This is a genomic window from Clostridium sp. (genome assembly GCF_017888565.1).
In the GTDB taxonomy this organism is placed as follows: domain Bacteria; phylum Bacillota; class Clostridia; order Clostridiales; family Clostridiaceae; genus Clostridium.
In genome coordinates this window covers 26,210-47,933 of record NZ_JAGHFX010000065.1, presented here as the reverse complement: position 1 = coordinate 47,933, position 21,724 = coordinate 26,210, and the positions used below count along the sequence as shown (strand labels likewise).

Genomic DNA, 21,724 nt, shown 5'->3' with positions numbered 1-21,724 from the left:
AACACTATTCTTCAAAGTTATCCACAATTGTAGATATATCGTTCTTGTAATATTCATATCTTTTTCCTGATTTAGCAATCTTAAAAAAGCCCAATGTGACTAAATAATTTAAATCACTTCTAGCAGTTTCATATGAAATATCTAACTTATTTTTATAATTGTCAATGGTTACAACATTATCTTTAGATGATAAAATGCTGTTTATAAATTTAATATGTCTTTCTTCTAATTTTACATTATTTCTTTCAATTAATTCCTTTAATATCTTTTTACCAAATTTACAGTTTAATTCACTATTCAAAGCATTAACGGCTTCTCTTAATACACTTATGTAGAATCTTATAAAATAGGTTATATCACCATTTGAAGATATGCTATTTTCCACTGCAGCATTATATTTTTTTAATTTTGAATTTATTAATGTTGATAATGAACAATATTTTATAACCTCATATCCATTCATCAATAGATATTTATATGATAAAAGCTCTGAAATTATAGAGTTATATCTTCTAAAAGGCTTATTAATTGTTACATACAAATATATTGTTGCAGCTACTATTAATGCACTTTTTCCTTGCTCTTCATTTATTAAAGAAATTAAAGTCTTTATATTCCCTGCATTAAATTCATCTCTAGCAACGCCTTGTATTGTACTCTTATTATCTTTTATATTTTCTCCATCAATAATACTATATAAATCCCATACAAACTCTTCGTCTATATTGCAGTCATTACTAATAGCTAATTTTAAATCCCTTAGCATTTCATCTGAAATAATTATATTATCTAAATTCGCTAATCCTAATAACTCAGACTCTTCAGCTGAATTATTTAACTTCTCCTTTATCTTTGAAGATACATAATTAAATACCCCTAAATTGTTTGCTTCATTAATAAACTCAGCATTACTAATAATATCTTCTGTATTATTAAACCAATAATTTACAATTGGTTTAAAGTTAAAATTACTTTCAAGCGATATTTTCATTCTATCATCTTCAATAATCTTCCATAATTTTTCCAATTCTTCTTTGTCAAATATTCTTCTTGAAATTTGTTTTTTACTAAAATATAAATTGTTAAAATCTTGAATAATTTGGGCATCCATAACTTTCGCCTCACTTTCATTACTAATTATATTAACTATAAATTACTATTTATTACCACATTAAATTACTATTTAATTACTATTTATATACTGCTAATTTACTTTGTAATTATATATTAAAATACTTATAGTTATATTTCAATAATATTTTTATACAAATAAAAAAAGGGAGAGTCTCATCTCATCCCATAATATGTAAAATAAACACTTTCCTTTATATTCCTTTTTGTTTTATTTTGTTTGAATCTTTTTTTCAAATTTAATAAGTTTTTCTTGAATATATGTATGATTTCCAGCATATCCTAATAACCTTCCATTTTTACCAGCAACTCTATGACAAGGTATTATTATAGGAATAGGATTTGCCCTATTTGCTTGACCTATTGCTCTTACAGCCTTTTCGTTACCAATTGCTTTTGCTATATAACTATAGCTTTTTATTTCTCCATATGGAATCTTTATTAACTCATTCCATACTAGTTTTCTAAATTCAGTTCCTTCTATATCTAATTTTAAATAAAAATTCTTTCGCTTCCCTTCAAAATATTCATTTAATTGAGTTATTACATCTAAGCATATATTTTTATCTTCTATTAAATTATTTTTTTCTTTAAATTTAATCCAGTCTTCTTCTATTAACTCAATAATTCTTAATCCTTTTAAACTTTTTACAATATATATAGAACTTATTATGCTATCTATTTTATAAAAATATAATTTTTCTCCATATTTTTCCATGATAAATCTCCAATCAAACGTTTACTTGTTGTTTTTTTTATATTTATTTCAAAATAACTTATTTTACTAATAAATAATACGAGCATATTTTTGAATTATAGTGTATACTAAGTTAGTTAGGAAAAAATAATATTATGTTATATCTCCAAATTAATATAACTTAAAATTAATATAACTTAAAATTATAATATGTCCCCTTATGGTACATACTATAATTATGATTTAAGATATGTTAGTTAAATTATATAACTAATATAATATAAAATAAAAAATATATTATATATATTTAATTATATGTTATTTTAAATACTAAAAGAAAGAGGATTTTGAATGAACGAAATAAAATTTAGTAACTTAGGGCTTAAGGATACCCTTTTGAAATCTATTAATGATTTAGGTTTTGAAAAACCATCACAAATACAAGCTGAGGCAATACCTGTAGCTATACAAGGATATGACCTTATAGGTCAAGCTCAAACTGGTACTGGTAAAACTGCCGCTTTTGGATGTGGAATTATTAATCATATTTCTAAGAAAAGTGGACTTAGCGCTATAATTTTAGCTCCGACAAGAGAACTAGCAATACAAGTTAATGATGAGCTAAAAAGATTATCAAAATATGATGATTTAACAATACTACCTGTTTACGGTGGAGATCCAATAACAAACCAAATTAGAGCATTAAAAAGAAATGTTAATATAGTAGTTGGTACTCCTGGTAGAGTTTTAGATCATATAAAGAGAGGAACTATAAAACTAGATCAAATCAAGTTCTTAGTTTTAGACGAAGCTGATGAAATGTTGAATATGGGCTTTATAGATGACTTAGAAGATATAATAAAGCAATTACCAAGTGAAAGACAAACTTTATTATTCTCAGCAACTATGCCTGATCAAATAAGAAAATTAGCTAAGAGATATATGAAGCCTGATGCTAAACATATATCTATAAAGAAAACTTCTATGACTGTCTCTAAGATAAGTCAAAACTTCTTTGAAGTATCTCACAAGACAAGATTTGAAGCACTTTGTAGAGTTTTAGATTTTGATACTCCATCATCTGCAATTATATTCTGTAGAACTAAAAAAGGCGTAGATGAATTAGTTGAAGGTATGCAATCAAGAGGATATGTAGTTGAAGGTATGCACGGAGATATGTCTCAAGCACACAGATTAAGAACATTAAAGAAATTTAAAGAAGGTTCTTTAAATTATTTAGTTGCAACTGATGTAGCTGCAAGAGGTATAGATGTAGAGGGTATAACACACGTTATAAACTATGATTTACCTCAAGACGTTGAAAGCTATGTTCATAGAATAGGTAGAACTGGAAGAGCAAATAGAGAAGGTATAGCTTACTCATTAGTTTCTCCAAAAGAGTATTCAATGTTAAAACAAATAAAATCAGTAACTAAAAGTGATATATCTAGAAAAAGCATCCCAACAGTTAATGATATATTTAACAGTAAATCAAAATCAATATTAGAGGATGTAACTAATACTATTAATGATTCTGATTACTCAAAGTTTATCCCAGTAGCAACTGAATTAACTCAAAAGCATGATTCTGTAGAAATTATTGCTGCATTAATAAAAAATAAATTTAATAATGATTTATTAGAAACTTATACTTCTGACGTTTTAGAAGCTCCTAAATCAGAAGATATCCGTTTATTCTTATCTATAGGAAGAAGAGATGGAATAAACCCTAAAACTCTAGTTAATTTTATTAAAGATACAGCTAGAATAAAGGCTTCTTCAATAGGTGATATAGATATATTAGAAAACTTCTCATTTGTTAATATATCTCCAGATGTTAAGGATAAAGTTCTTGATAAATGTATCGGTGTTAAGCTTAATAAGAGAAAAGTAAACATTGAAGTCGCAAATAGAAAAAGAAAATAATTAAATAAAAATAAGGCTATTTTAAGCTTAAGGCAAGCATTAAATAGCCTTTTGTGTTATTTACATTTCTTTTTTATTCCTTCATAAAGATATTTTATATATTCAATATCCTTATCTTCTTTTTCAAGAATACTTATTCTATCCTCTACTCTCTTAATATTCTCCTTCGCCTCATCAAAATCTTTATGATTTATACATGTGCTTGTGTATTCTAATAAATAATCTATTTTTAATACTAATTCCGCTAAATCTTCTCTATTATCATTCACTAAATCAACTAATAAAGAATATATTTTTGGAGATGTGTCCTTTCTTACACTACTTAGTAAATCATTATTTTTACTAGTTTTTCTTCCCATATAATCACCTCTATATCTAAATCTGTTCTTATTTTATATTTTTTTTATCATTTATAATAATTTATATCATATTTTTATAATATACCCAATACATTTTAAAATATAAAGGAATTTTAGGAGGTTATATTAATGCAAAAATATATTTGTGTACCTTGTACCTATGTTTATGATCCAGAATACGGTGATCCAGATAATGGAATAGATCCAGATACAGCTTTTGAAGATTTACCTGATGATTGGGTTTGCCCAATTTGTGGTGCTTCCAAAGATGAGTTTGAACCTTTAGATGAATAATCTATAATAAAAAACAGTCCTTGCGACTGTTTTTTATGTTCTTTTTATCAAATCAATTTTAAACTTATTTATATATGATACTGTATTAATCGATAAACCGGCTGTATCATTAATTACTTTATCTATTTCATTTAATATTTCATAAATTTCTTTTTTATCTTTAGCTCTCTCATAGGCCAATTTTCCTAAATAAGTCAGCTTATCTTTTGCATCATTATCAAAATTTAAAAGTGGTATTCTTGATACATATCCTGATGTTATCATATTACTTCTATTTAAAACTCCTCGAACTAAATAAGTCACTAAGGTAGAATTTAAATACGTTAATAACCAAAATATATCTTTATCATCGCATATAATGCAAGTATTTACACCAAATGTGCTTTCCTCTGGTAGCTTGCAAGCTGTAAATTGCACCCCCATTGAAGAGCAGATTATTCCTGGTTTATATAAAAGCTCCTTATTTCTTACTATAAAATTCGGAATACTTTTAGATATATTTATAAAATCCTTATTTATATACATAACTTTATTTGTATAATACTTATCTTTTCCTGGATTTTTATAAAATGGAACTGTATATGGCTCTTTCATCTCTTTTGATAAATACAAGTTATCATTACCTGTTGATATTCCAGTAATACATTTAAACTGTTCTCCTAATCTATTAATAGTAAATAAGCTTTTAATCTCCTCAGGACACCCTATTATAAATTCGCTATTATCCATTTTATTATTCAATACTATATCATTTAAGCTATATAAATGGTCATCAGATGAATCTAAAACATCAATTAACTCTTCTCTACTTCTACATCTATTATTAATAATTACGTTTCTTTGATAACTTAATCCCTTTTGTAATATAACTATACTAGTCCTTACTTCAGCTCCTTGCTCTAAGAACAAGTCAGTTGGACACATAGTTATTTCATGTATAGAGCAGGTATTCAATATTTTCTTTCTTAATCCTTCATAGCTTTTGGAATTTAAAAATGAATCGTGAGTTATTATTCCTATAACAGCACCATCTTTTGCTAAATCTATTACGGCTGAAATAAAAATTCCATACATATTATGAACACCAACATCATGAAAATGTTTCTTCAATTCTTTTTTATTATCTTTTATATACTGAACTTCATGGCAGTTATACGGTGGATTTAAAACATAATAGTCATAACTTAAGTTTTTTATTTGGTTATTTGCATTAGCAAATTCATAATAGTATCTTATAAAATCTGTATTTTTAAAATTACAGTTATATTCTTCTTTATATTTAATAATATCTATTCCATAAGCTTGCACATTGAACTTGTTAAAGGGATTAAGCATTTCTTCCCTTCCGCAGCATGGATCTAGAACACTCTTTCCATTATTATTTATTTCCATTACTCGGTTTGTAATATAATCACATATAAAACTTGGAGTTGAATAATAACCTATTTTTCTTTTATCTATAGATAAATCATCTATTATGTTTTCCTTTAAAACTTTTTCTTTTCTTCCCATAAACACTTTCTCCAAATTTAATTTTATAGAATATTACAAACATACTCATCTCATATAATGATCTTCGAAATTTAAATAGCATCATTAAATAATAAATCCTATTTATATAAAATATCCAAATTAAATAATTAATATTAATTATCTAATAAATTATCAAAATTATTGGCACTCAATACTAGAATATCTCCCTTATTAATAATTGTCGATCCTTTCGGAACTATAACTTCATCTCCACGCTTTATCATTACTATTAATATATCCTCAGGAATATCAGAATCCATAATAGTCTTATTAACCCACTTACTATCATCAAATATATTAACTTCCAAAAGCTTTGTACTCTTATCTTCTTTGTAATCATTAAATGTTCTTAATACCGGGGTACTATCATCAACTAAATCTAACTTTTGTGCTACTTTTGGTATTAATGTTCCTTGTATAGCTACTGAGATTAATGCTATAAAGAACATTATGTGGAATATATCATTTTGTATATTAACTCCATAAGTTATAGAAAATATTGCAAAAACTACTGATGCTGCGCCTCTAAGACCTACCCATGATATAAAGACCTTTTCTTTAATAGAATAATTAAACTTATTTAAAATTATAAATGTTGCTAATGGCCTTGCTATTAATATCATAAATAATGATATTGCCATAGATATACCAAATACTTGTGGTAATTTAGATGGGAATGCTAAAAGACCTAAAATAAAGAATAAGGCAATTTGCATTATCCATGATACTCCATCAAAGAAATGGAATAAACTCTTCTTATGCGGTATCTTACTATTTCCTATTATAATACCTGCCATATATACGCTTAGATATCCATTTCCTCCAAGCCATTCACTTACTGCATATGATAATATAGCAATAGCAGTTATAAATATTGTATAGAAACCTTCTACTTCAAAATTAGCTCGTCTAATTAAATAAACAGTTCCTTTAGCTAGTATGCTTCCTATTAATATTCCAAATAATATTTGTTTTATTACCATCGGAACTATGGATCCTACCCCTGCATTAGACATGAAGGTTAAAATTATAAGTGTTAACATATATGCAATAGGGTCATTACTACCACTTTCTATTTCTAATAAAGGTGCTAATGAGCCCTTTAAATTAAGTTTTTGAGAACGTAGTATTGAGAATACTGATGCTGCATCAGTCGAGCCAACAACAGATCCTATAAGTAACCCTTCTAATAAACTTGTACCTAATATAAAATAACAAAATAATCCTGTAAGTCCTGCTGTAATTATAACTCCTAAGGTTGACATTAATATGGATGGAACAGCTGATTCCCTAGCTATTTTCCAATTAGTTCCAAACCCTCCATAAAACATTATAAATACTAATCCTAATGAACTTAATTTACTTGTTAATTCATAATTATCAAAGTATATTCCTACAATTCCATCAGAACCAAATAACATTCCTAACACTATAAAAATTAAAAGCATAGGAACTCCAAATTTGTATAAAATCTTACTGGATGTTATGCAAATCAATAATATTAATCCGCATATAATCATTAATTCAATCATATTACCTCCTTAAAAATATTTCTTTTACCCTTTAATTATACACTAAAATTTATAATTATTCTAATTTGCTAATTTTTGTGTATTTTCATAAAAATAGACTTACTAATAATTCACATTAAAAGTAAGTCTATTATATTTAATTATGGTTGACTATTAATTTATTCTAATTACTTCTCCTGGGTATATTAAATTAGGATCACTTATATTATTTATTTGTGCTAATCTTTCCGTTGTGGTTCCATACATTTGTGCTATTTCTGATAAAGTGTCTCCCTCTTTTACTATATAAGTTGTCCTTGTTCCTCCTGATGTGTTTCCTGCTAAGCTACTTGAACTAATTATTAAAACTTGTCCTGGATATATTAAATTAGGGTTGCTTATATTATTTATCTCTGCTAATCTTTCTGTTGTTGTTCCATACCTTTGTGCTATTTCTGATAAGGTATCTCCAGATTGAACAGTATAAGTTGTAGTTATTCCCCCTTGATTTATATCTGGAACATTAGTAGTTCCTCCCGATATTAATATTCCATCTGTAAATACATCTAAAGGACAGTATCCACTTATTCCTGGTACAGTTCCTGATTCTGAATACTGGAATCCCACCCAATTATTCCATATAGGATTATCTCCAGGTGTAGTAACATCATAATTTGCTATCCATAAAGGATATTTTGCTAAGCTATTTGTAAGGCTAGTCCTAGCAAAGTTAGTATATGTGTATACAACCACATCTTTTCCTGTAAGCCTTTTAACCTCTTCTAAAAAAGTTACGCACATATTGGATACCTCAGTTGCTCCATATCCGTCTGATAACTCAATATCTAAAGCTAGCCTACAATTAAAGTTTTTGCCTTTTACATAGCTTGAAAAATAATTAGCTTGAACCTTTGCATCTACCCTTGGTCTAAAGAAATGGTAAAATCCTATTAGCATATTATTACTTTTAGCCCCTGAATAATACTCATCTGCTCTAGGATTTAAATAATAGTCACCTTCTGTTGCCTTTATATATACAACTTCAATTCCACTATTACTAACTTGATTAAAGTTAACCTCTCCTTGCCAACTTGATATGTCTATTCCTTTGTATCTTCCAGCACTTATTGATTGCATATCATCCTCTCCTCAAATGTTAAAATTTAAATTGTTTTAAGATACAATATAATATGCAACCATTCTCATAAATGTAATTGATATGCCACTTAAATATTCTAGTATTTCATACCATTATATACTTCTAATATTTTATTCCATGTAGATTGTCCAATAATTCCATCCTGTAATAAAGCAAATAATTTTTGAAATGCCACAACAGCTTCTCTAGTTGCATTCCCAAAGATTCCGTCTGCCACAACAGTAGGTATAGCAATTTGATTAGATATCCTTGCTAAATAATATTGTATTTCCTTTACTTTTTCTCCTCTTGAGCCATACCTTAATAAATAACCTGGATACTTTCCATCAAATTCATTATCAGGTGCTTCTGAATTACTATTGTCTATATTTTTATAAACTTCAAATACTTTATTCCAAGTAGCTGGGCCTACTATTCCATCTGGAGATAGTCCAAATAATCCTTGAAATGCTATAATAGATTCCTTTGTGCCATTACCAAATATCCCATCTGCTGATAAAGTAGGTATATTATAGACCTTAGAAATTACACTTAAATAATATTGAAGCTCTCTTACTTTTTCTCCTGTTGCTCCATATTTTAATAAGTATCCTGGATACTTACCGTTACCTTCTGGTTTTCCAATTTCTCCTCCACTTCCATCTTCCCCACCTATTTCTGGCTCTTGATTTAATTCTGCTAATCTCTTTACCCCAACATAAATATTAGATATTTTATACCAAGTTGATCTGCCCACAATTCCATCTGGAGTTAAATTGAATATTCTTTGAAAAACCTTAACAGTATCTTCAGTTTCCTTTCCGAATCTTCCGTTTTCAAGATAAATCCTTGGAATAGCAGGAAAATTTTTAGATACTCTATTTAATTGTTTTTGTATTACTTTAACATTTTCATTTACATCATTGATTCTTAATGGATAACCTGGATATGACTCAGGTATTCCTTCAACATATGCTGCTCTAACCAGCACTTTATCATAACCAAAATAATATCTTATTATATCCAAAGCAGGCATCCCTGCCTTTGCTAAATCAACAGTTCCCCATTGTGATAAGCCTTCGCACTTTACAGTTGTTCCATTACAATATTGAGCAAAAAATGGAGTTTGATTTCCAATTGTTATAATGTACTCGTTAAAAATTTCATCAACTATCTTACTTATATTATCAAATATATTTCTACCTTTTACAAAATATTGATCATATGCTGTTGAATTTGTTATTTGAAATGGATACCCCATATTCCTGTACCATTCTGTATAAACTCTATTTAATGCAAAGGAAATCTGACAATACACATTAGCCCTTATTGCTTCCTCTGGCCAAGTAGGATATATCTCACTAGAAGCGACATTCTTAATATAATCTATAAACCTTACTGTAACATTTTCTGCGTATGAAGTAGGTCTCCCTAAATGTACAGTTATAAATTCAGGTACATATACGTTACGAAGAACAAAAGGGGCCATTGGCAAACCCATTTCTTTATTTTCAATTGAACTCTCTATATCCTGTTTATCTTCAATAATTATTTCCTCAGGGACATTTTTTTTCCCAGAGTCAATACTTACCTCTTCCATTTCTATATCTTGTATTGAAGTGATTCCATCAAATACACTTACCCCTTCAACAATAACATCTCTATATCCATCAGATCTAACCTCTATATTATATAATAAATAAGGATTTTCCCCTTCTCCATAAGGCTCTTGGGATAACTCTCTATCTAGGGTAACTACTGATATTTCTTCACTTCTTCCACTTATATCAAATGCATTTTCTTTTTCATAAACAATATTACCTGTTTTTGAATTAGTAATTCTAATACTCCCTTTCGTCAATGGTAACAAATCTTTTATTCTAAATAATCTTACTAATATATTTCCTTCTGCCAAACTACTACCCTCTAAAATTATTCTTACTATATTTTACTCTAATGAATTTTAAATGTGATACAATAAAGGCTAGTTATAAGATCATAAACTACTATGACACTTGTTATTACTTAAATTTAATATATTTAAAAAATTATCTATCTCTTCTTTTACTAAATATATTTGTCCTAATGTCCCATGCTTCAAGTCAACTTTTTTTAATGAATGAAAATCTGATCCTGCTGTGTATATTATATTTTTCTTTTTAGCCATATTTATAAAATACTCTGTCTCATTATCCTTATTTCTATAATATTTTGCTTCTATCCCGTCAAAATTTAAATTTATTATTTGTTCAAAAACCTTTCTATCAAGTAATGTAGGATGAGCTAAAACTACCTTTGCATTATAATGATGTAAAAAGTCTATTCCAGCTGAGGTTGATATCTTCCCTCCCTCTGATTTAAAACTTAACCTTCCCTTAAAGTAAATTTGACACGCCTTGAATTTTCTTGTACATAAATTATTTAAAATCATTTTAAATTCATCACTTTGATATTTATCATTAGTGAAATAACCTAATATATGAACTTTACTCCCCTTAAATCTAGTAGATAACTCTATTCCAGGTATTACTTTTACACCATGTATTTGCCCAACCTTAACAGCTTCTCTATTTCCATTTACAGTATTATGGTCTGTTAAAGCCATTATATCTACCTTTCTCTCCTTAGCCAGCAATACTATTTCTCCTGGTTTTAGTTCTCCATCCGATTCCGTTGAATGAATATGAAAATCTCCCTTTCTGTACATTTCTTAATACCTTTTAATTGCTTGTACTTCATAATATCTAAATATATTAGTTTTTGATATACTCTTTATAGAAATTAATATAATTTACATAATAAAATGGCTACAATATAGATATGAATACTTATAGATTTAGAAAGGACTTTTAATGAATTATATAGTTTATGATTTAGAATTTAACCAAAAATATATACCAAGTAATACTACTGATAAAAATAATAAGGAATCAATTGATAATACTATGAAACAAATCCCTTTTGAGATAATTCAAATTGGAGCTATAAAACTTAATGAAAATCTTGAAGTAATATCAAGTTTCAACAAACTAGTAAAACCCATCGTATATACTGATATTAATCCTTATGTAGAAAATATAACCAAAATAAATAAAGATATGTTATCAAACTGTGAAACCTTTTCTAATGTTTATAAAAGATTTTTAAGTTTTATAGGAAATGATGAAGTCGTATTATGTGTATGGGGAAAGTCAGATATAAAAGAATTTCTAAGAAATATAAAGTTCAATAACTTATCTACTTCACTATTTCCCAGCAAATATATTGATGTCCAAAAACACACATCAAAACTATTTAATCTTCAAAAAGGGAAACAAATTGGATTAAAGACTGCTGTTGAAATGTTAAATATAGATTTTGAAGATAAATTCCATGATGCTTTTTATGATGCACTTTATACATATAAGATTTTTAAAGAAATATATAATCCATCCATAATACCTAAGACATATAATGATAATAATAGAACGCATAAAACTAAAGCTAAGATCGATACTGATGCCTTATTTAAACAATTTAGTAAGATGTATGATAAAGAAATAACTGATGAAGAAAAGTCTATAATAAAAACTGCATATAATATGGGACGGACTGGACAGTTTGTAAAATAATCTTATATTGATATCTATATTAAACTATAAAAAAATAAAAATCTGCTATAATGATTTTATAGCAGATTTTTATTAATTATTAATAATCGCATTAATAGTAGTTTGCATCTTGTTACTTAAATTAATATCTTTTAATAACACCATAGAAATTAAATCAAGGAGATACATAGCAGAAAACTGTGTATTTATGAACCTGCTCCTATCTACAAAATTAGGATTATAAACTATTAACTTTATATCTGAATACTTGCTTACTGTACTTCCTTCAAAACCTGTAATAGATACTGTCTTTGCTCCATTTTCCTTAGATTTTCTTAATGAGTGTATTACTTCTTGTGTCTCTCCAGATATAGATATACCTATAACTAAATCATTTTCTGATACAATGGAACTATTTATAATCATCATATGGGAATCTGAAATGCAATGTACATTAAACCCCATTCTTAAAAGTCTTTGCATCATTTCTTTGCATGTTAATCCAGAACTACCAACCCCGTAGATATAAATATTCTTAGCTTTCTTTATTTCATTTACTACTTTGAATATTTCCTCTTTATCTATTAACATTTTAGTTCTTTCTATAACTTCGTTATAATATTGATATGTATATGAAAATATGCCATCTTCATCATTTATAGGCAATTCTACTTTATTTGATCCAAGCTTTATTTTCATATCTACAAAGCTATCGCAACCAATCTTTTTAGCAAATCTCGTTATTGTTGCCCCTGATGTTCCAATTTCTTTAGCCAGATCAGTAATATTTATATTTTTAATTTTATCGCCATGTTGCATAATATAATCTGCTATATCTTTTTCCTTACCAGAAAACTCATTATACTTTCTTTGTACCTCACATAAAATATCCACTTAATATCCTCCATAATCTAACGTGTACATAATCCTCTTATTCTATAACCTTAAATATATTTTAAATAAACATAGTTAAAGTAATTACTATATAAAATTATAAAATATATGCCTTCAATCTATATAACTACATATAAAGATATCAAGTAATCTATTGATTTTTGAAATAGTAAAATTAATAACCTAATTGAAACATATATATATTAGAATAACATTAAATTTAGCTAAATAAAAGAGGTAGAGATTTATGTCTCTACCTCGAAAGTATTATAATGCTTTTAAAATTTCATCATTAAATTTCTTTGTAATTAATTGCGGTCTTGTTATTGCACTACCAACCACAACAGCACATGCTCCCTTTTCTAAAGCAAGTCTTGCTTTTTCAGGAGTATCGAAGTTTCCTTCTGCTATTACTTCTGATTTACAATCCCTTATTAAAGCTTCTAATACTTCAAAATTATTCATTCCTTTAGAATGTTCTGTATATCCAACCAAAGTAGTTCCAACATAATGGAATCCTAATTCTCCAGCTCTTAAGCCTTCTTCTATAGTTGATATATCTGCCATAAATCTTTGAGACGGATACTTTTTAAAGATCTCCTTTAAAAATTCTTCATCTTGATTTATTGTAGCATCTAAAGCTATAACATCAACTCCAGCTTCAACAAGCTCATCAACTTCCTTCATTGTTGGAGTTATATATGGCTTCATATTTTCATAATCAATTTTGATTATACCTATTACAGGTAAATCAACTTCTTTCTTTATAGCAACAATATCTTGAACACTATTGGCTCTTATACCTATAGCTCCACCTTCCTTAGCTGCTACAGCCATTCTACTCATTATATAAGAGCTGTGCAGTGGTTCATTTGCTAGTGCTTGACATGATACGATTAATCCTCTATCTATTGCTTTCACTCTTATTACTCTCTCCCTATAATTTCATTTATTTTTTGCTTTAATGGATCTGCTTTTGCTCCAAATATCGCTTGTATTCCGCCCTTAACTTCTAAAACAGCAGTTGCTCCTAAAGCTTTAATTCTATCCTTATCTACTTTACTTACATCTTTTACAGCTACTCTTAATCTTGTTATACATGCATCAACATCATCTAGGTTTTCTTCTCCGCCTAATGCTTCTAAAATTTGAGTTGCTGTTTCATTCATACTATCTTTTGTCACAACTTTAACTTCCTCACTATCTTCTTCTCTACCTGGAGTCATAACATTAAACTTAGTTATTAAGAATCTAAATGTGAAGTAGTATAATGCAAACCAAATTACTCCTACTATTAATACATATATCCAGTTTGTTTTATCATTACCTTGAAGAACTCCAAATAATGTAAAGTCTATTAATCCACCAGAGAATGTATTACCAATTGATATATTTAGTATATCTGCAATAAAGAATGATAATCCATCAAAGAATGCATGAACTACATATAACCATGGTGCAACGAATAGGAACATGAATTCGATTGGTTCTGTTATACCAGTAACAAATGATGTTATTGCTGCTCCTAGGAATAACCCACCAACTAATTTTCTCTTTGCTTTAGGTACACAATGGTACATAGCTAAACATGCTGCTGGTAATCCAAACATCATTGTAGCAAAACGACCTGCAAAGAATCTTGTTCCTTCTGTAAATAATCCAGTATGGTTTGGATCAGCTAATTGAGCAAAGAATATGTTTTGAGCTCCTGTAACAGTTTGACCTGCAACTGTCGCAATTCCACCTAATTCTGTATACCAGAATAATGGGTAAATCATATGATGTAATCCAACTGCTCCTGTTAATCTTAACAAGAATCCATATAAGAAAGTTCCTATTGGTCCTAATCCAGCTATTGCATTACCTGCTGAAACTAACCATCCTTGGAATGTTGGCCATATTAAGAAGAATATAGCTCCAATAAAAATTGCTGAGAATGAAGATACTATTGGTACAAATCTTGATCCTCCAAAGAATCCTAAAACTGCTGGTAATTGAATATTTCCATATTTATTATGAAGATATGATACCGTTAATCCAATTACTATAGCACCAACAACTCCAGTATCTATTGACTCAACTGCTGGGTTAAAAGCAGTAATCATTCCTTTTATTGCAGCATTCATAACTAAGAATGAAACTGCACCTGCAAGTCCAGCAGTACCTTTATCTTTTTTAGCAAGACCTACAGAAAGACCTATACACATAATAAGTGCTAAATTAGCAAATACTACATCTCCTGCAGATGACATAATTGAGAAAATTCCTTGTAACCAAGAAATATTTAGGAATGGATAAGCTTGTACAGTATTAGGATTTGATAATGCTCCCCCTATACCAAGTAGTAAACCAGCTGCTGGTAATATAGCAATTGGTAACATAAAGGCTTTTCCAATCTTTTGTAATTGTTTAAACATTTAAGTGCCTCCTTTATTTCTGAAAATTATTTTTATAATTTGTACTTTGTAAAAATCATTTTCTCTTGAATACATTTACATGTTACCATGAAAATTATTTTTATTCAAGTATTTTTTTAAAAATTTTTTTCGTAATTTATTATATATCTTTTATAAACCTTATGATTATATTTTGCTATTATATTATTTATTATTCAAAAAAATAAAACCGCATCAAAATTAATGATGCGATTCTATATACTATCTTAAAATATCTCTATAATTACAAAGCTCTACTCCTATAGAGTTAATAAATTCTTTAAGTTCGTTAGATGTAAGAATTCTCAATTCTTCTACTCTTTTTATATTATAAGAGCTTGTTTCCATAATAAAGCTATCAATATATGCAGGATGAGTCATAGTTTCCAAAACTTCATATTTTTCTAACTTATCTTCTAATTTTTTAAAAGCATCTAGACTAACTGTTTCATTATAAAAAATCCCATCATAAGGAATTACTTTATCATAATCCAATTCATATTGTAGTCCTCCTCTTATAGGAAGATTATATTTTTCTACTAACCTTTCAATTACCGGCTTTAAAAAATCAAATGTATGAACATGATGATGTGAATCTAAATGAGTTATTTCAATTCCCCTACTCTTAACTTTTTCAATTTGAGCGCAAAACTCCTTGTATATTTCTTCTAAATTAAATCTCTCTACATCTTTACCAGGGTTTATCCTTTTATAAAAAAATCCCTTTTCATCTATAATTGTTTTATGTGAATTTAATATAGGTTTATATGCAGATAAAGTTAGGTGCACCCCACACCCTAGATCTGGATATTCCTTTAATAATTCAACTGCATGATCAAACCCTGGCATTCCTGCCATTATTGAAGTACTTCTTACAACTCCATTTCTATATGCATCAATTATTCCATAATTAGCACCTCTACTAAGCCCAAAATCATCGGCATTTATAATTAATCTCATATTATACACCTTCTCCAATTCTATATAAAATAATCTTAATAATTAGGAATTATCCAATACTCCGTTATGCTTTTATATCTCTCAAGTTCTTTTCTCTTAATTTAAAACTTTTTATTTCCGAAAGATTTAAAGAGCATGGAAGAATTATAAATATCCAGCTTGCTATATATGCATATCTTTCCTGAGTTTCGCTTATTAAGCACTGCATAATAAACCCTCCAAATAATATAAATAAAAGATTTAATTCTCTATTGGTTTTAGTTGATTTACTGAATAGTCCAATCATAAGTGATACTAATAATAATAAATGTAATATATCACTATATAATTCCATATAGTATGCAAAGCTTACATCTTCTCCCTTTTCTGCTCTTGCTTCTGTCGCCCAATATATTCCTGAAAAGTCTCCATCTGTCCATTGATTAGAAAACTTATTCATATAAAACTTTGCTAATTCTGGTGTCGGTGTAGTCGTTAGCCTTTCAAATACTATTTCTTTAGCTGCTTTTTCAACTTTTTCATAATCATAATTATACTTATCTGGTATTTCAGCATCCTCCTCATTCCATCTACCATTATGCTCTATATTTGTTCCTTTTAATACTGATGTCCACTTAGGCTCACTACCCTTCCATAAGTTAAACTCAGTAATACCACTATATTTAAGCCCACTACTTATAGTAACTAATGGTATATAAAATGCTAAAATTAGCGTAAATACATTAATCATCTTTTTCTTTATCTTATTTTCACTATATATAACTATGTAAATTGCATATGCAATTAATAGTATTGTTCCTACCATTCTAAATAAGTTTCCAATACTCAATATTATTCCTGAAAGTATAAGGATAGATATTTTGCTTTTATCCTTTATAAAGCATAAAAATAAGTACATGCTCCCTAAAAAGAATGTTATAGCAATATTTTCTCCAACAACAATAGATGAGTAAATAATAAATGGGGGATAAACACTTGCAATAAAAGCAGCAATAAGTCCCTTTCTATCGGAATCAAATAACTTTTTAACTATTAAGTAAGTGAATACTATTGAAGCAATCCCTAAAAGTATATTTATACTCTTTATTGCTAATAAAGCATCACTAAATAGTAATCTTATAGCTGAGAAATAAAGAACTAAAATTGTTAGATGCGGAAATCTTCCATAATATTCCGACCCCTTAAACATGCTATAATCTCCATTTAGCACATATTCACTTTTCTCAAACATTCCTTGAAAATCTGAATATGGCAATGTATCAACTTTTAAATTCCATACTACCCTAGTTATAAACCCTAAAATAAGAATATATATAATTAAATTCTTATTTTTTGTTTTTAATAGAAATTTAAATCCTATAGAAATAAATAAAAACATTATAACTGTAAATAAGTTTTCTACATAAAAATTTCCACTTAAAACAATTTTAAAAGATGATATTATGAGAATAGCTAACATTATTTTTAATGAGTTTCTCATAAATACCGAAAGTAAATTTTGTACCCTTTGCATCCAATTTCCCTTTTCCCTAATTTATTTAACATAAAAATAGCCATATATTATGCATCATAAATTATAGCATATTTTTATAAATATTCCCAATATTGTATTTATATTTCTACGTTATATAACTGCTATCATGAATAAACTCAACTACTCTTACTAATCCTAATATATATCAAAAATAATTGCATATGTGAGGTGTTTACCCATGAAAAAGTCTCTTAAATTTTGTTCCATAATACTTTTAACTACACTCTACTCACTTGGACACATTAGCTATTATCCTAAGGCAACTTCAGAATTAAATCTAAAAGAAAACTCTGCAAATAATAATACTTTACCTCATCACTTTCGAATGCTTTTTGCTGAAACTAAGCTAGCAGAAAATCAAAATATTAACTTAAAAGGACTAAACAAATTGAACATTTCTGGAAGTGGTCAATTTTCTGAATCTGGTCTTTCTTTAATAAAAAATTCCATACCAAATAAATTTTCTATAATTGATGTTGATTTAAGGCAAGAATCTCATGGATTTATAAATGGCATCGCTGTAAGTTGGGAAAATTCAAATAATAGTGCTAATAAGGGATTAAGTTTACCGGAAGTCATATGTGCTGAAAATGAACTTTTACAATCGGTTAAGATTGGTACTCCTATAACTTTTTATAATACTAAGGAAACTGTAGTTCCTGAATCTGTTCAAAACGAACAAGACATTGCTAAATCACAGGGAATTGAATACATTCGTATTCCTGTAACAGATGGCCATTTACCAACAGATGACATGGTAAACTATTTTATTGATTTTATTAATAAATTGCCTAATGATACTTGGCTTCACTTTCATTGCAAAGAAGGAATAGGCAGAACTACTACATTTATGATAATGTATGATATTATGAAAAATTATAAAGACGTAAGCTTAGATGATATTATTAAACGACAAGTAGTATTATCAACAATAAGTGATAAAAGTGCTCAAAGCTTTTATACTGGAAATCACTTCAAGTTCTTAAATGATTTTTATAATAGTTATACAGCTAAAAATACTTATTCTATGAATTATCAAAACCTTACCGATAATTTAGATGATTATTACATTAAAAATTGCATTTTTCCTGAACATTTATATGTAATTTCTGATACTAATATGAACAAAGAAGAGCAGACTATGATTTCTGCTCTTCAAGGTATTATATCAAACAAATCTAAATCTCAAATTTACATTCTTCCTTCTAATGAACCTGATTACAAGCTGTGGTTAGATGACTTAAATAAAAATTATAATATTAGCTATGAAAATATATCAAGTCCTTGGAAGCTATTAAATATTTTAAAGCATAATATTAATGGTTACATACTATATAGCAATTCAAATCCTTACTCTATTAACAATGCCTGTTCTCTTACACCATTAAAAAATTCACTCCCCATTGATGAATCCCTAGAATCTAAAGTTCAAAGTTATGGAGTAACTAATCTAGTTGAAGATTGTAGAAATACAGATAAACACTGGGCTTATAAAAATTTATGGAATTTAGGATTAAATCATACTACAGTTATAGAGCTATCTCCTGAAAAATCCATGGCTTTAAGAGACTACGCAATAATGTCAAAATCGCTTATCTTCTATGAAGATGACATAAATGATTTTTCATTAAGAAAGGATATATTCAGCTCCATGGATGATATTGCTCGTTGTCTCGGATGGGGCCCTGATGAATTTAATAATGTAAACATTGCTTCAAAATATGGCGTGGATATCATTGCTGCAGATTGGTCATATAATTTATCAGTATTAAGCTCATTTCCTATTACCACGCAAACTCAAAAAACTCAAAGTGAAGTTCCTACAGAAGATAATGTACATTATGTGACTTTTATTATGTCTGATGGAGATAATCAGCAATGGCTACTGGGAAGTAATTATAGTTCAGAAAAATGGTATGGTTCTAAAAATAGAGGAAACTTTAATTTAGGTTGGACATTAAGCCCTTCTCTTTATTATTTATCACCTACAGTATTTAACAAATACTATGAAAGTGCAAGTTCATTGAAATACTCTGATTACTATCTTGTTTCTCCTTCTGGTAATGGCTATATATATCCTAGTAAATTCCCAAAAGCTAAATTAGATAATTATATACAAAGGCTAAATAACTATATGAAACAAGTTGATCAAGAATATGTTTTAATCCTCGATGATAACGCCTTCTACAATAAAGAATTATGGGACAAATATACTGCTTGTTCAAATATAGATGGTTTATTCTATATTGATTATAAAAAAAATAATAATTACGAAGGTAAAATAATTTGGTCTAATGATAAACCCATAGTGTCTTGTCGTGATTTACTTTGGAGTAATCTAGAAAACGAAGAAGAGCTAATCAATAACATTAACTCTAGAGTTAAATTGGGCTATACAAATATTAAAAATCCCAAAGCCTATACATTTGTTTATGTTCATGTATGGAGTAAAACTATGGATGATGTTCAACATGTAGTTGATAAATTAAATAACAATTCTCAAGTTAAAATTGTTACTCCTGATATTTTTATGAAATTGATTAAAAATAATATAACTACTACTTATTAGTAAATTTATTCTTTTTACAAAGGACCTAACGAAACGCGATCCCCTTTTAAACCCTTTATTTTTCTAGCTTACATGTTAAAAGCCGCATCTATTAAAATAGTTACGGCTTTAAAATTTATTTATACATTTAAGTAACTCTATACTATTAATACTAATTATTTTGCGTATTTCACTATAATATCACTTAGTGTTGTAACAACTTCTTTACCAGCTCTATCATTATAGTATTTTGCAAACCTTTCATCTGCAACGTACATTTCTGCTAATCCAATATGAGCTTCCTTTGAATAACTAGACCATGAAAAACTTAACCAAGCTTTGTGTTTTTCATAAACTCCCTTAGCTTTTTCTGAATCTAAATCCCCTGAATTAGAAACTTCAATTAGATCTTCAAACATCTCACTTTCTATATTTTGCATCTTCTCAAAATTTTCTTCAGTCATGTTCATAAACTTTTTATTTGATTCTTCTATAGTTTTAGAGCCATACTTTTCTCTAATTTCTTTTCCGTATTTAGCTTCATTTTCTTGTAATTTTTCTTTTTTAAAACCTTCAAACTTCTCATTATTTGACATATCTATCTCTCCTTTATTATATTCTAATGTTTTTTCCACAGTTAAAATCAATTGATCAAGTTGATTTCGTCTAGAAATAAGTCTTTGGTGATGTTCAATTAAAGATTGGCAAATATCGAAATTAGGATTAGATATTATATCCTGTATATCTTCCAACTTCATATCTAATGACCTATATAGCAAAATCTGCTGCAATAAATCCACTTCTTTTTGGCCATAAATACGATATCCTGAAGAATTAATTCTACAAGGTTTTAGCAAACCTATTTCATCATAATATCTAAGAGTTCTAGCGCTTACACCTGCCAATTCAGCTAGCTTTTTAATTGTATATTCCATATCATTACCTCCTGACAACTTAATAATAAAGGATTACGTAGCGTTAATGTCAATATAAAATATAAATATTTTTGTTTTATTTAAAATATTAAGTATAAAAAAGGTTAGCCTATATAATTTCGATTTTTATAAATATTTTAAGCTAATTAAGCTTTTATATTATTTGAATATAATTTTTCTTAGTGCTAAACTTTACTTAAATGATATTTATTATTTATTGATATTATTTATCAACATTT

18 protein-coding genes are annotated in these 21,724 nt (G+C 27.8%); 4 read left to right on the top strand and 14 right to left on the bottom strand.

The genetic code is table 11. The features are described 5' to 3' along the window. Positions 1–4: 4 nt before the first annotated feature. Together J7M87_RS13305 and J7M87_RS13300 are read right to left on the bottom strand one after the other, a co-directional pair. A complete protein-coding gene (locus tag J7M87_RS13305) occupies positions 5–1,111 on the bottom strand; it encodes a Fic family protein (RefSeq protein ID WP_291651518.1) in 1,107 nt (368 codons plus the stop codon). A 231-nt stretch (positions 1,112–1,342) separates the two neighbouring features. Further along, entirely contained in the window at positions 1,343–1,849 is a 507-nt protein-coding gene (locus tag J7M87_RS13300) for a methylated-DNA--[protein]-cysteine S-methyltransferase (RefSeq protein WP_291651517.1), read from the bottom strand. Between the two features lie 330 nt (positions 1,850–2,179). Here J7M87_RS13300 and J7M87_RS13295 point away from each other — a divergent pair, with 330 nt between their 5' ends. Then, complete coding sequence (locus J7M87_RS13295) at positions 2,180–3,754, top strand: DEAD/DEAH box helicase (RefSeq protein WP_291651516.1); 1,575 nt, start codon at positions 2,180–2,182, stop codon at positions 3,752–3,754. A 56-nt stretch (positions 3,755–3,810) separates the two neighbouring features. On the opposite strand, the gene J7M87_RS13290 is transcribed toward J7M87_RS13295, so the two are convergent. Then, positions 3,811–4,113 carry a hypothetical protein gene (locus J7M87_RS13290; RefSeq protein WP_291651515.1) on the bottom strand — a complete coding sequence of 101 codons (303 nt, stop codon included), beginning with the start codon at positions 4,111–4,113 and terminating at the stop codon, positions 3,811–3,813. Between the two features lie 129 nt (positions 4,114–4,242). Here J7M87_RS13290 and rd point away from each other — a divergent pair, with 129 nt between their 5' ends. Next, on the top strand, positions 4,243–4,407 hold the full coding sequence (gene rd, locus J7M87_RS13285; RefSeq protein ID WP_291651514.1) for a rubredoxin: 165 nt from the start codon (positions 4,243–4,245) through the stop codon (positions 4,405–4,407). Positions 4,408–4,440: 33 nt separating this feature from the next. Here rd and J7M87_RS13280 read toward each other — a convergent pair whose 3' ends face one another. The 5 genes from J7M87_RS13280 to J7M87_RS13260 form a co-directional block, all read right to left on the bottom strand. Continuing rightward, positions 4,441–5,919, bottom strand: coding sequence for an N-6 DNA methylase (locus J7M87_RS13280; protein WP_291651513.1), 1,479 nt, complete (start codon positions 5,917–5,919; stop codon positions 4,441–4,443). A 134-nt stretch (positions 5,920–6,053) separates the two neighbouring features. Beyond that, positions 6,054–7,472: a potassium/proton antiporter gene (locus J7M87_RS13275; RefSeq protein WP_291651512.1), complete on the bottom strand. Its 1,419-nt coding sequence runs from the start codon at positions 7,470–7,472 to the stop codon at positions 6,054–6,056. A gap of 153 nt (positions 7,473–7,625) precedes the next feature. Then, positions 7,626–8,588: a GH25 family lysozyme gene (locus J7M87_RS13270; RefSeq protein ID WP_291651511.1), complete on the bottom strand. Its 963-nt coding sequence runs from the start codon at positions 8,586–8,588 to the stop codon at positions 7,626–7,628. A 98-nt stretch (positions 8,589–8,686) separates the two neighbouring features. Further along, the gene (locus J7M87_RS13265) at positions 8,687–10,504 is read right to left on the bottom strand and encodes a peptidoglycan-binding protein (protein ID WP_291651510.1); all 1,818 of its coding nucleotides are present in this window, start codon (positions 10,502–10,504) and stop codon (positions 8,687–8,689) included. An 81-nt stretch (positions 10,505–10,585) separates the two neighbouring features. After that, positions 10,586–11,296 (bottom strand): PHP domain-containing protein, encoded by a 711-nt coding sequence (locus J7M87_RS13260; RefSeq protein ID WP_291651509.1) that lies wholly within the window; start codon positions 11,294–11,296, stop codon positions 10,586–10,588. Between the two features lie 145 nt (positions 11,297–11,441). Here J7M87_RS13260 and J7M87_RS13255 point away from each other — a divergent pair, with 145 nt between their 5' ends. Further along, complete coding sequence (locus J7M87_RS13255) at positions 11,442–12,200, top strand: 3'-5' exonuclease (protein ID WP_291651508.1); 759 nt, start codon at positions 11,442–11,444, stop codon at positions 12,198–12,200. Positions 12,201–12,272: 72 nt separating this feature from the next. On the opposite strand, the gene J7M87_RS13250 is transcribed toward J7M87_RS13255, so the two are convergent. From J7M87_RS13250 to J7M87_RS13230, 5 genes are all read right to left on the bottom strand, one after another. Beyond that, positions 12,273–13,073: a MurR/RpiR family transcriptional regulator gene (locus J7M87_RS13250; protein ID WP_291651507.1), complete on the bottom strand. Its 801-nt coding sequence runs from the start codon at positions 13,071–13,073 to the stop codon at positions 12,273–12,275. Between the two features lie 267 nt (positions 13,074–13,340). Next, positions 13,341–13,994, bottom strand: a complete 654-nt coding sequence (locus J7M87_RS13245; RefSeq protein ID WP_291651506.1) for an N-acetylmannosamine-6-phosphate 2-epimerase — start codon at positions 13,992–13,994, stop codon at positions 13,341–13,343. Positions 13,995–13,999: 5 nt separating this feature from the next. Next, on the bottom strand, positions 14,000–15,490 hold the full coding sequence (locus J7M87_RS13240; protein ID WP_291651505.1) for a PTS transporter subunit EIIC: 1,491 nt from the start codon (positions 15,488–15,490) through the stop codon (positions 14,000–14,002). A 240-nt stretch (positions 15,491–15,730) separates the two neighbouring features. After that, positions 15,731–16,468, bottom strand: a complete 738-nt coding sequence (gene chbG / locus J7M87_RS13235; protein WP_291651504.1) for a chitin disaccharide deacetylase — start codon at positions 16,466–16,468, stop codon at positions 15,731–15,733. A gap of 64 nt (positions 16,469–16,532) precedes the next feature. Next, the gene (locus tag J7M87_RS13230) at positions 16,533–17,981 is read right to left on the bottom strand and encodes a glycosyltransferase family 39 protein (protein ID WP_291651503.1); all 1,449 of its coding nucleotides are present in this window, start codon (positions 17,979–17,981) and stop codon (positions 16,533–16,535) included. A 199-nt stretch (positions 17,982–18,180) separates the two neighbouring features. On the opposite strand from J7M87_RS13230, the gene J7M87_RS13225 reads away from it, so the two are divergent. Continuing rightward, a complete protein-coding gene (locus J7M87_RS13225; protein WP_291651502.1) occupies positions 18,181–20,571 on the top strand; it encodes a GxGYxYP domain-containing protein in 2,391 nt (796 codons plus the stop codon). A 155-nt stretch (positions 20,572–20,726) separates the two neighbouring features. Here the strand turns inward: J7M87_RS13225 and J7M87_RS13220 are convergent, their stop codons facing one another. After that, on the bottom strand, positions 20,727–21,485 hold the full coding sequence (locus J7M87_RS13220) for a MerR family transcriptional regulator (RefSeq protein WP_291651501.1): 759 nt from the start codon (positions 21,483–21,485) through the stop codon (positions 20,727–20,729). Positions 21,486–21,724 lie beyond the last annotated feature (239 nt).

Bases quoted from the DNA above. Each gene is read 5' to 3' on its own strand.
- J7M87_RS13305 (WP_291651518.1), bottom strand. From the start codon at position 1,111: ATGGATGCCCAAATTATTCAAGATTTTAACAATTTATATTTTAGTAAA.
- J7M87_RS13300 (WP_291651517.1), bottom strand. From the start codon at position 1,849: ATGGAAAAATATGGAGAAAAATTATATTTTTATAAAATAGATAGCATA.
- J7M87_RS13295 (WP_291651516.1), top strand. From the start codon at position 2,180: ATGAACGAAATAAAATTTAGTAACTTAGGGCTTAAGGATACCCTTTTG.
- J7M87_RS13290 (WP_291651515.1), bottom strand. From the start codon at position 4,113: ATGGGAAGAAAAACTAGTAAAAATAATGATTTACTAAGTAGTGTAAGA.
- rd (WP_291651514.1), top strand. From the start codon at position 4,243: ATGCAAAAATATATTTGTGTACCTTGTACCTATGTTTATGATCCAGAA.
- J7M87_RS13280 (WP_291651513.1), bottom strand. From the start codon at position 5,919: ATGGGAAGAAAAGAAAAAGTTTTAAAGGAAAACATAATAGATGATTTA.
- J7M87_RS13275 (WP_291651512.1), bottom strand. From the start codon at position 7,472: ATGATTGAATTAATGATTATATGCGGATTAATATTATTGATTTGCATA.
- J7M87_RS13270 (WP_291651511.1), bottom strand. From the start codon at position 8,588: ATGCAATCAATAAGTGCTGGAAGATACAAAGGAATAGACATATCAAGT.
- J7M87_RS13260 (WP_291651509.1), bottom strand. From the start codon at position 11,296: ATGTACAGAAAGGGAGATTTTCATATTCATTCAACGGAATCGGATGGA.
- J7M87_RS13255 (WP_291651508.1), top strand. From the start codon at position 11,442: ATGAATTATATAGTTTATGATTTAGAATTTAACCAAAAATATATACCA.
- J7M87_RS13240 (WP_291651505.1), bottom strand. From the start codon at position 15,490: ATGTTTAAACAATTACAAAAGATTGGAAAAGCCTTTATGTTACCAATT.
- chbG (WP_291651504.1), bottom strand. From the start codon at position 16,468: ATGAGATTAATTATAAATGCCGATGATTTTGGGCTTAGTAGAGGTGCT.
- J7M87_RS13230 (WP_291651503.1), bottom strand. From the start codon at position 17,981: ATGCAAAGGGTACAAAATTTACTTTCGGTATTTATGAGAAACTCATTA.
- J7M87_RS13225 (WP_291651502.1), top strand. From the start codon at position 18,181: ATGAAAAAGTCTCTTAAATTTTGTTCCATAATACTTTTAACTACACTC.
- J7M87_RS13220 (WP_291651501.1), bottom strand. From the start codon at position 21,485: ATGGAATATACAATTAAAAAGCTAGCTGAATTGGCAGGTGTAAGCGCT.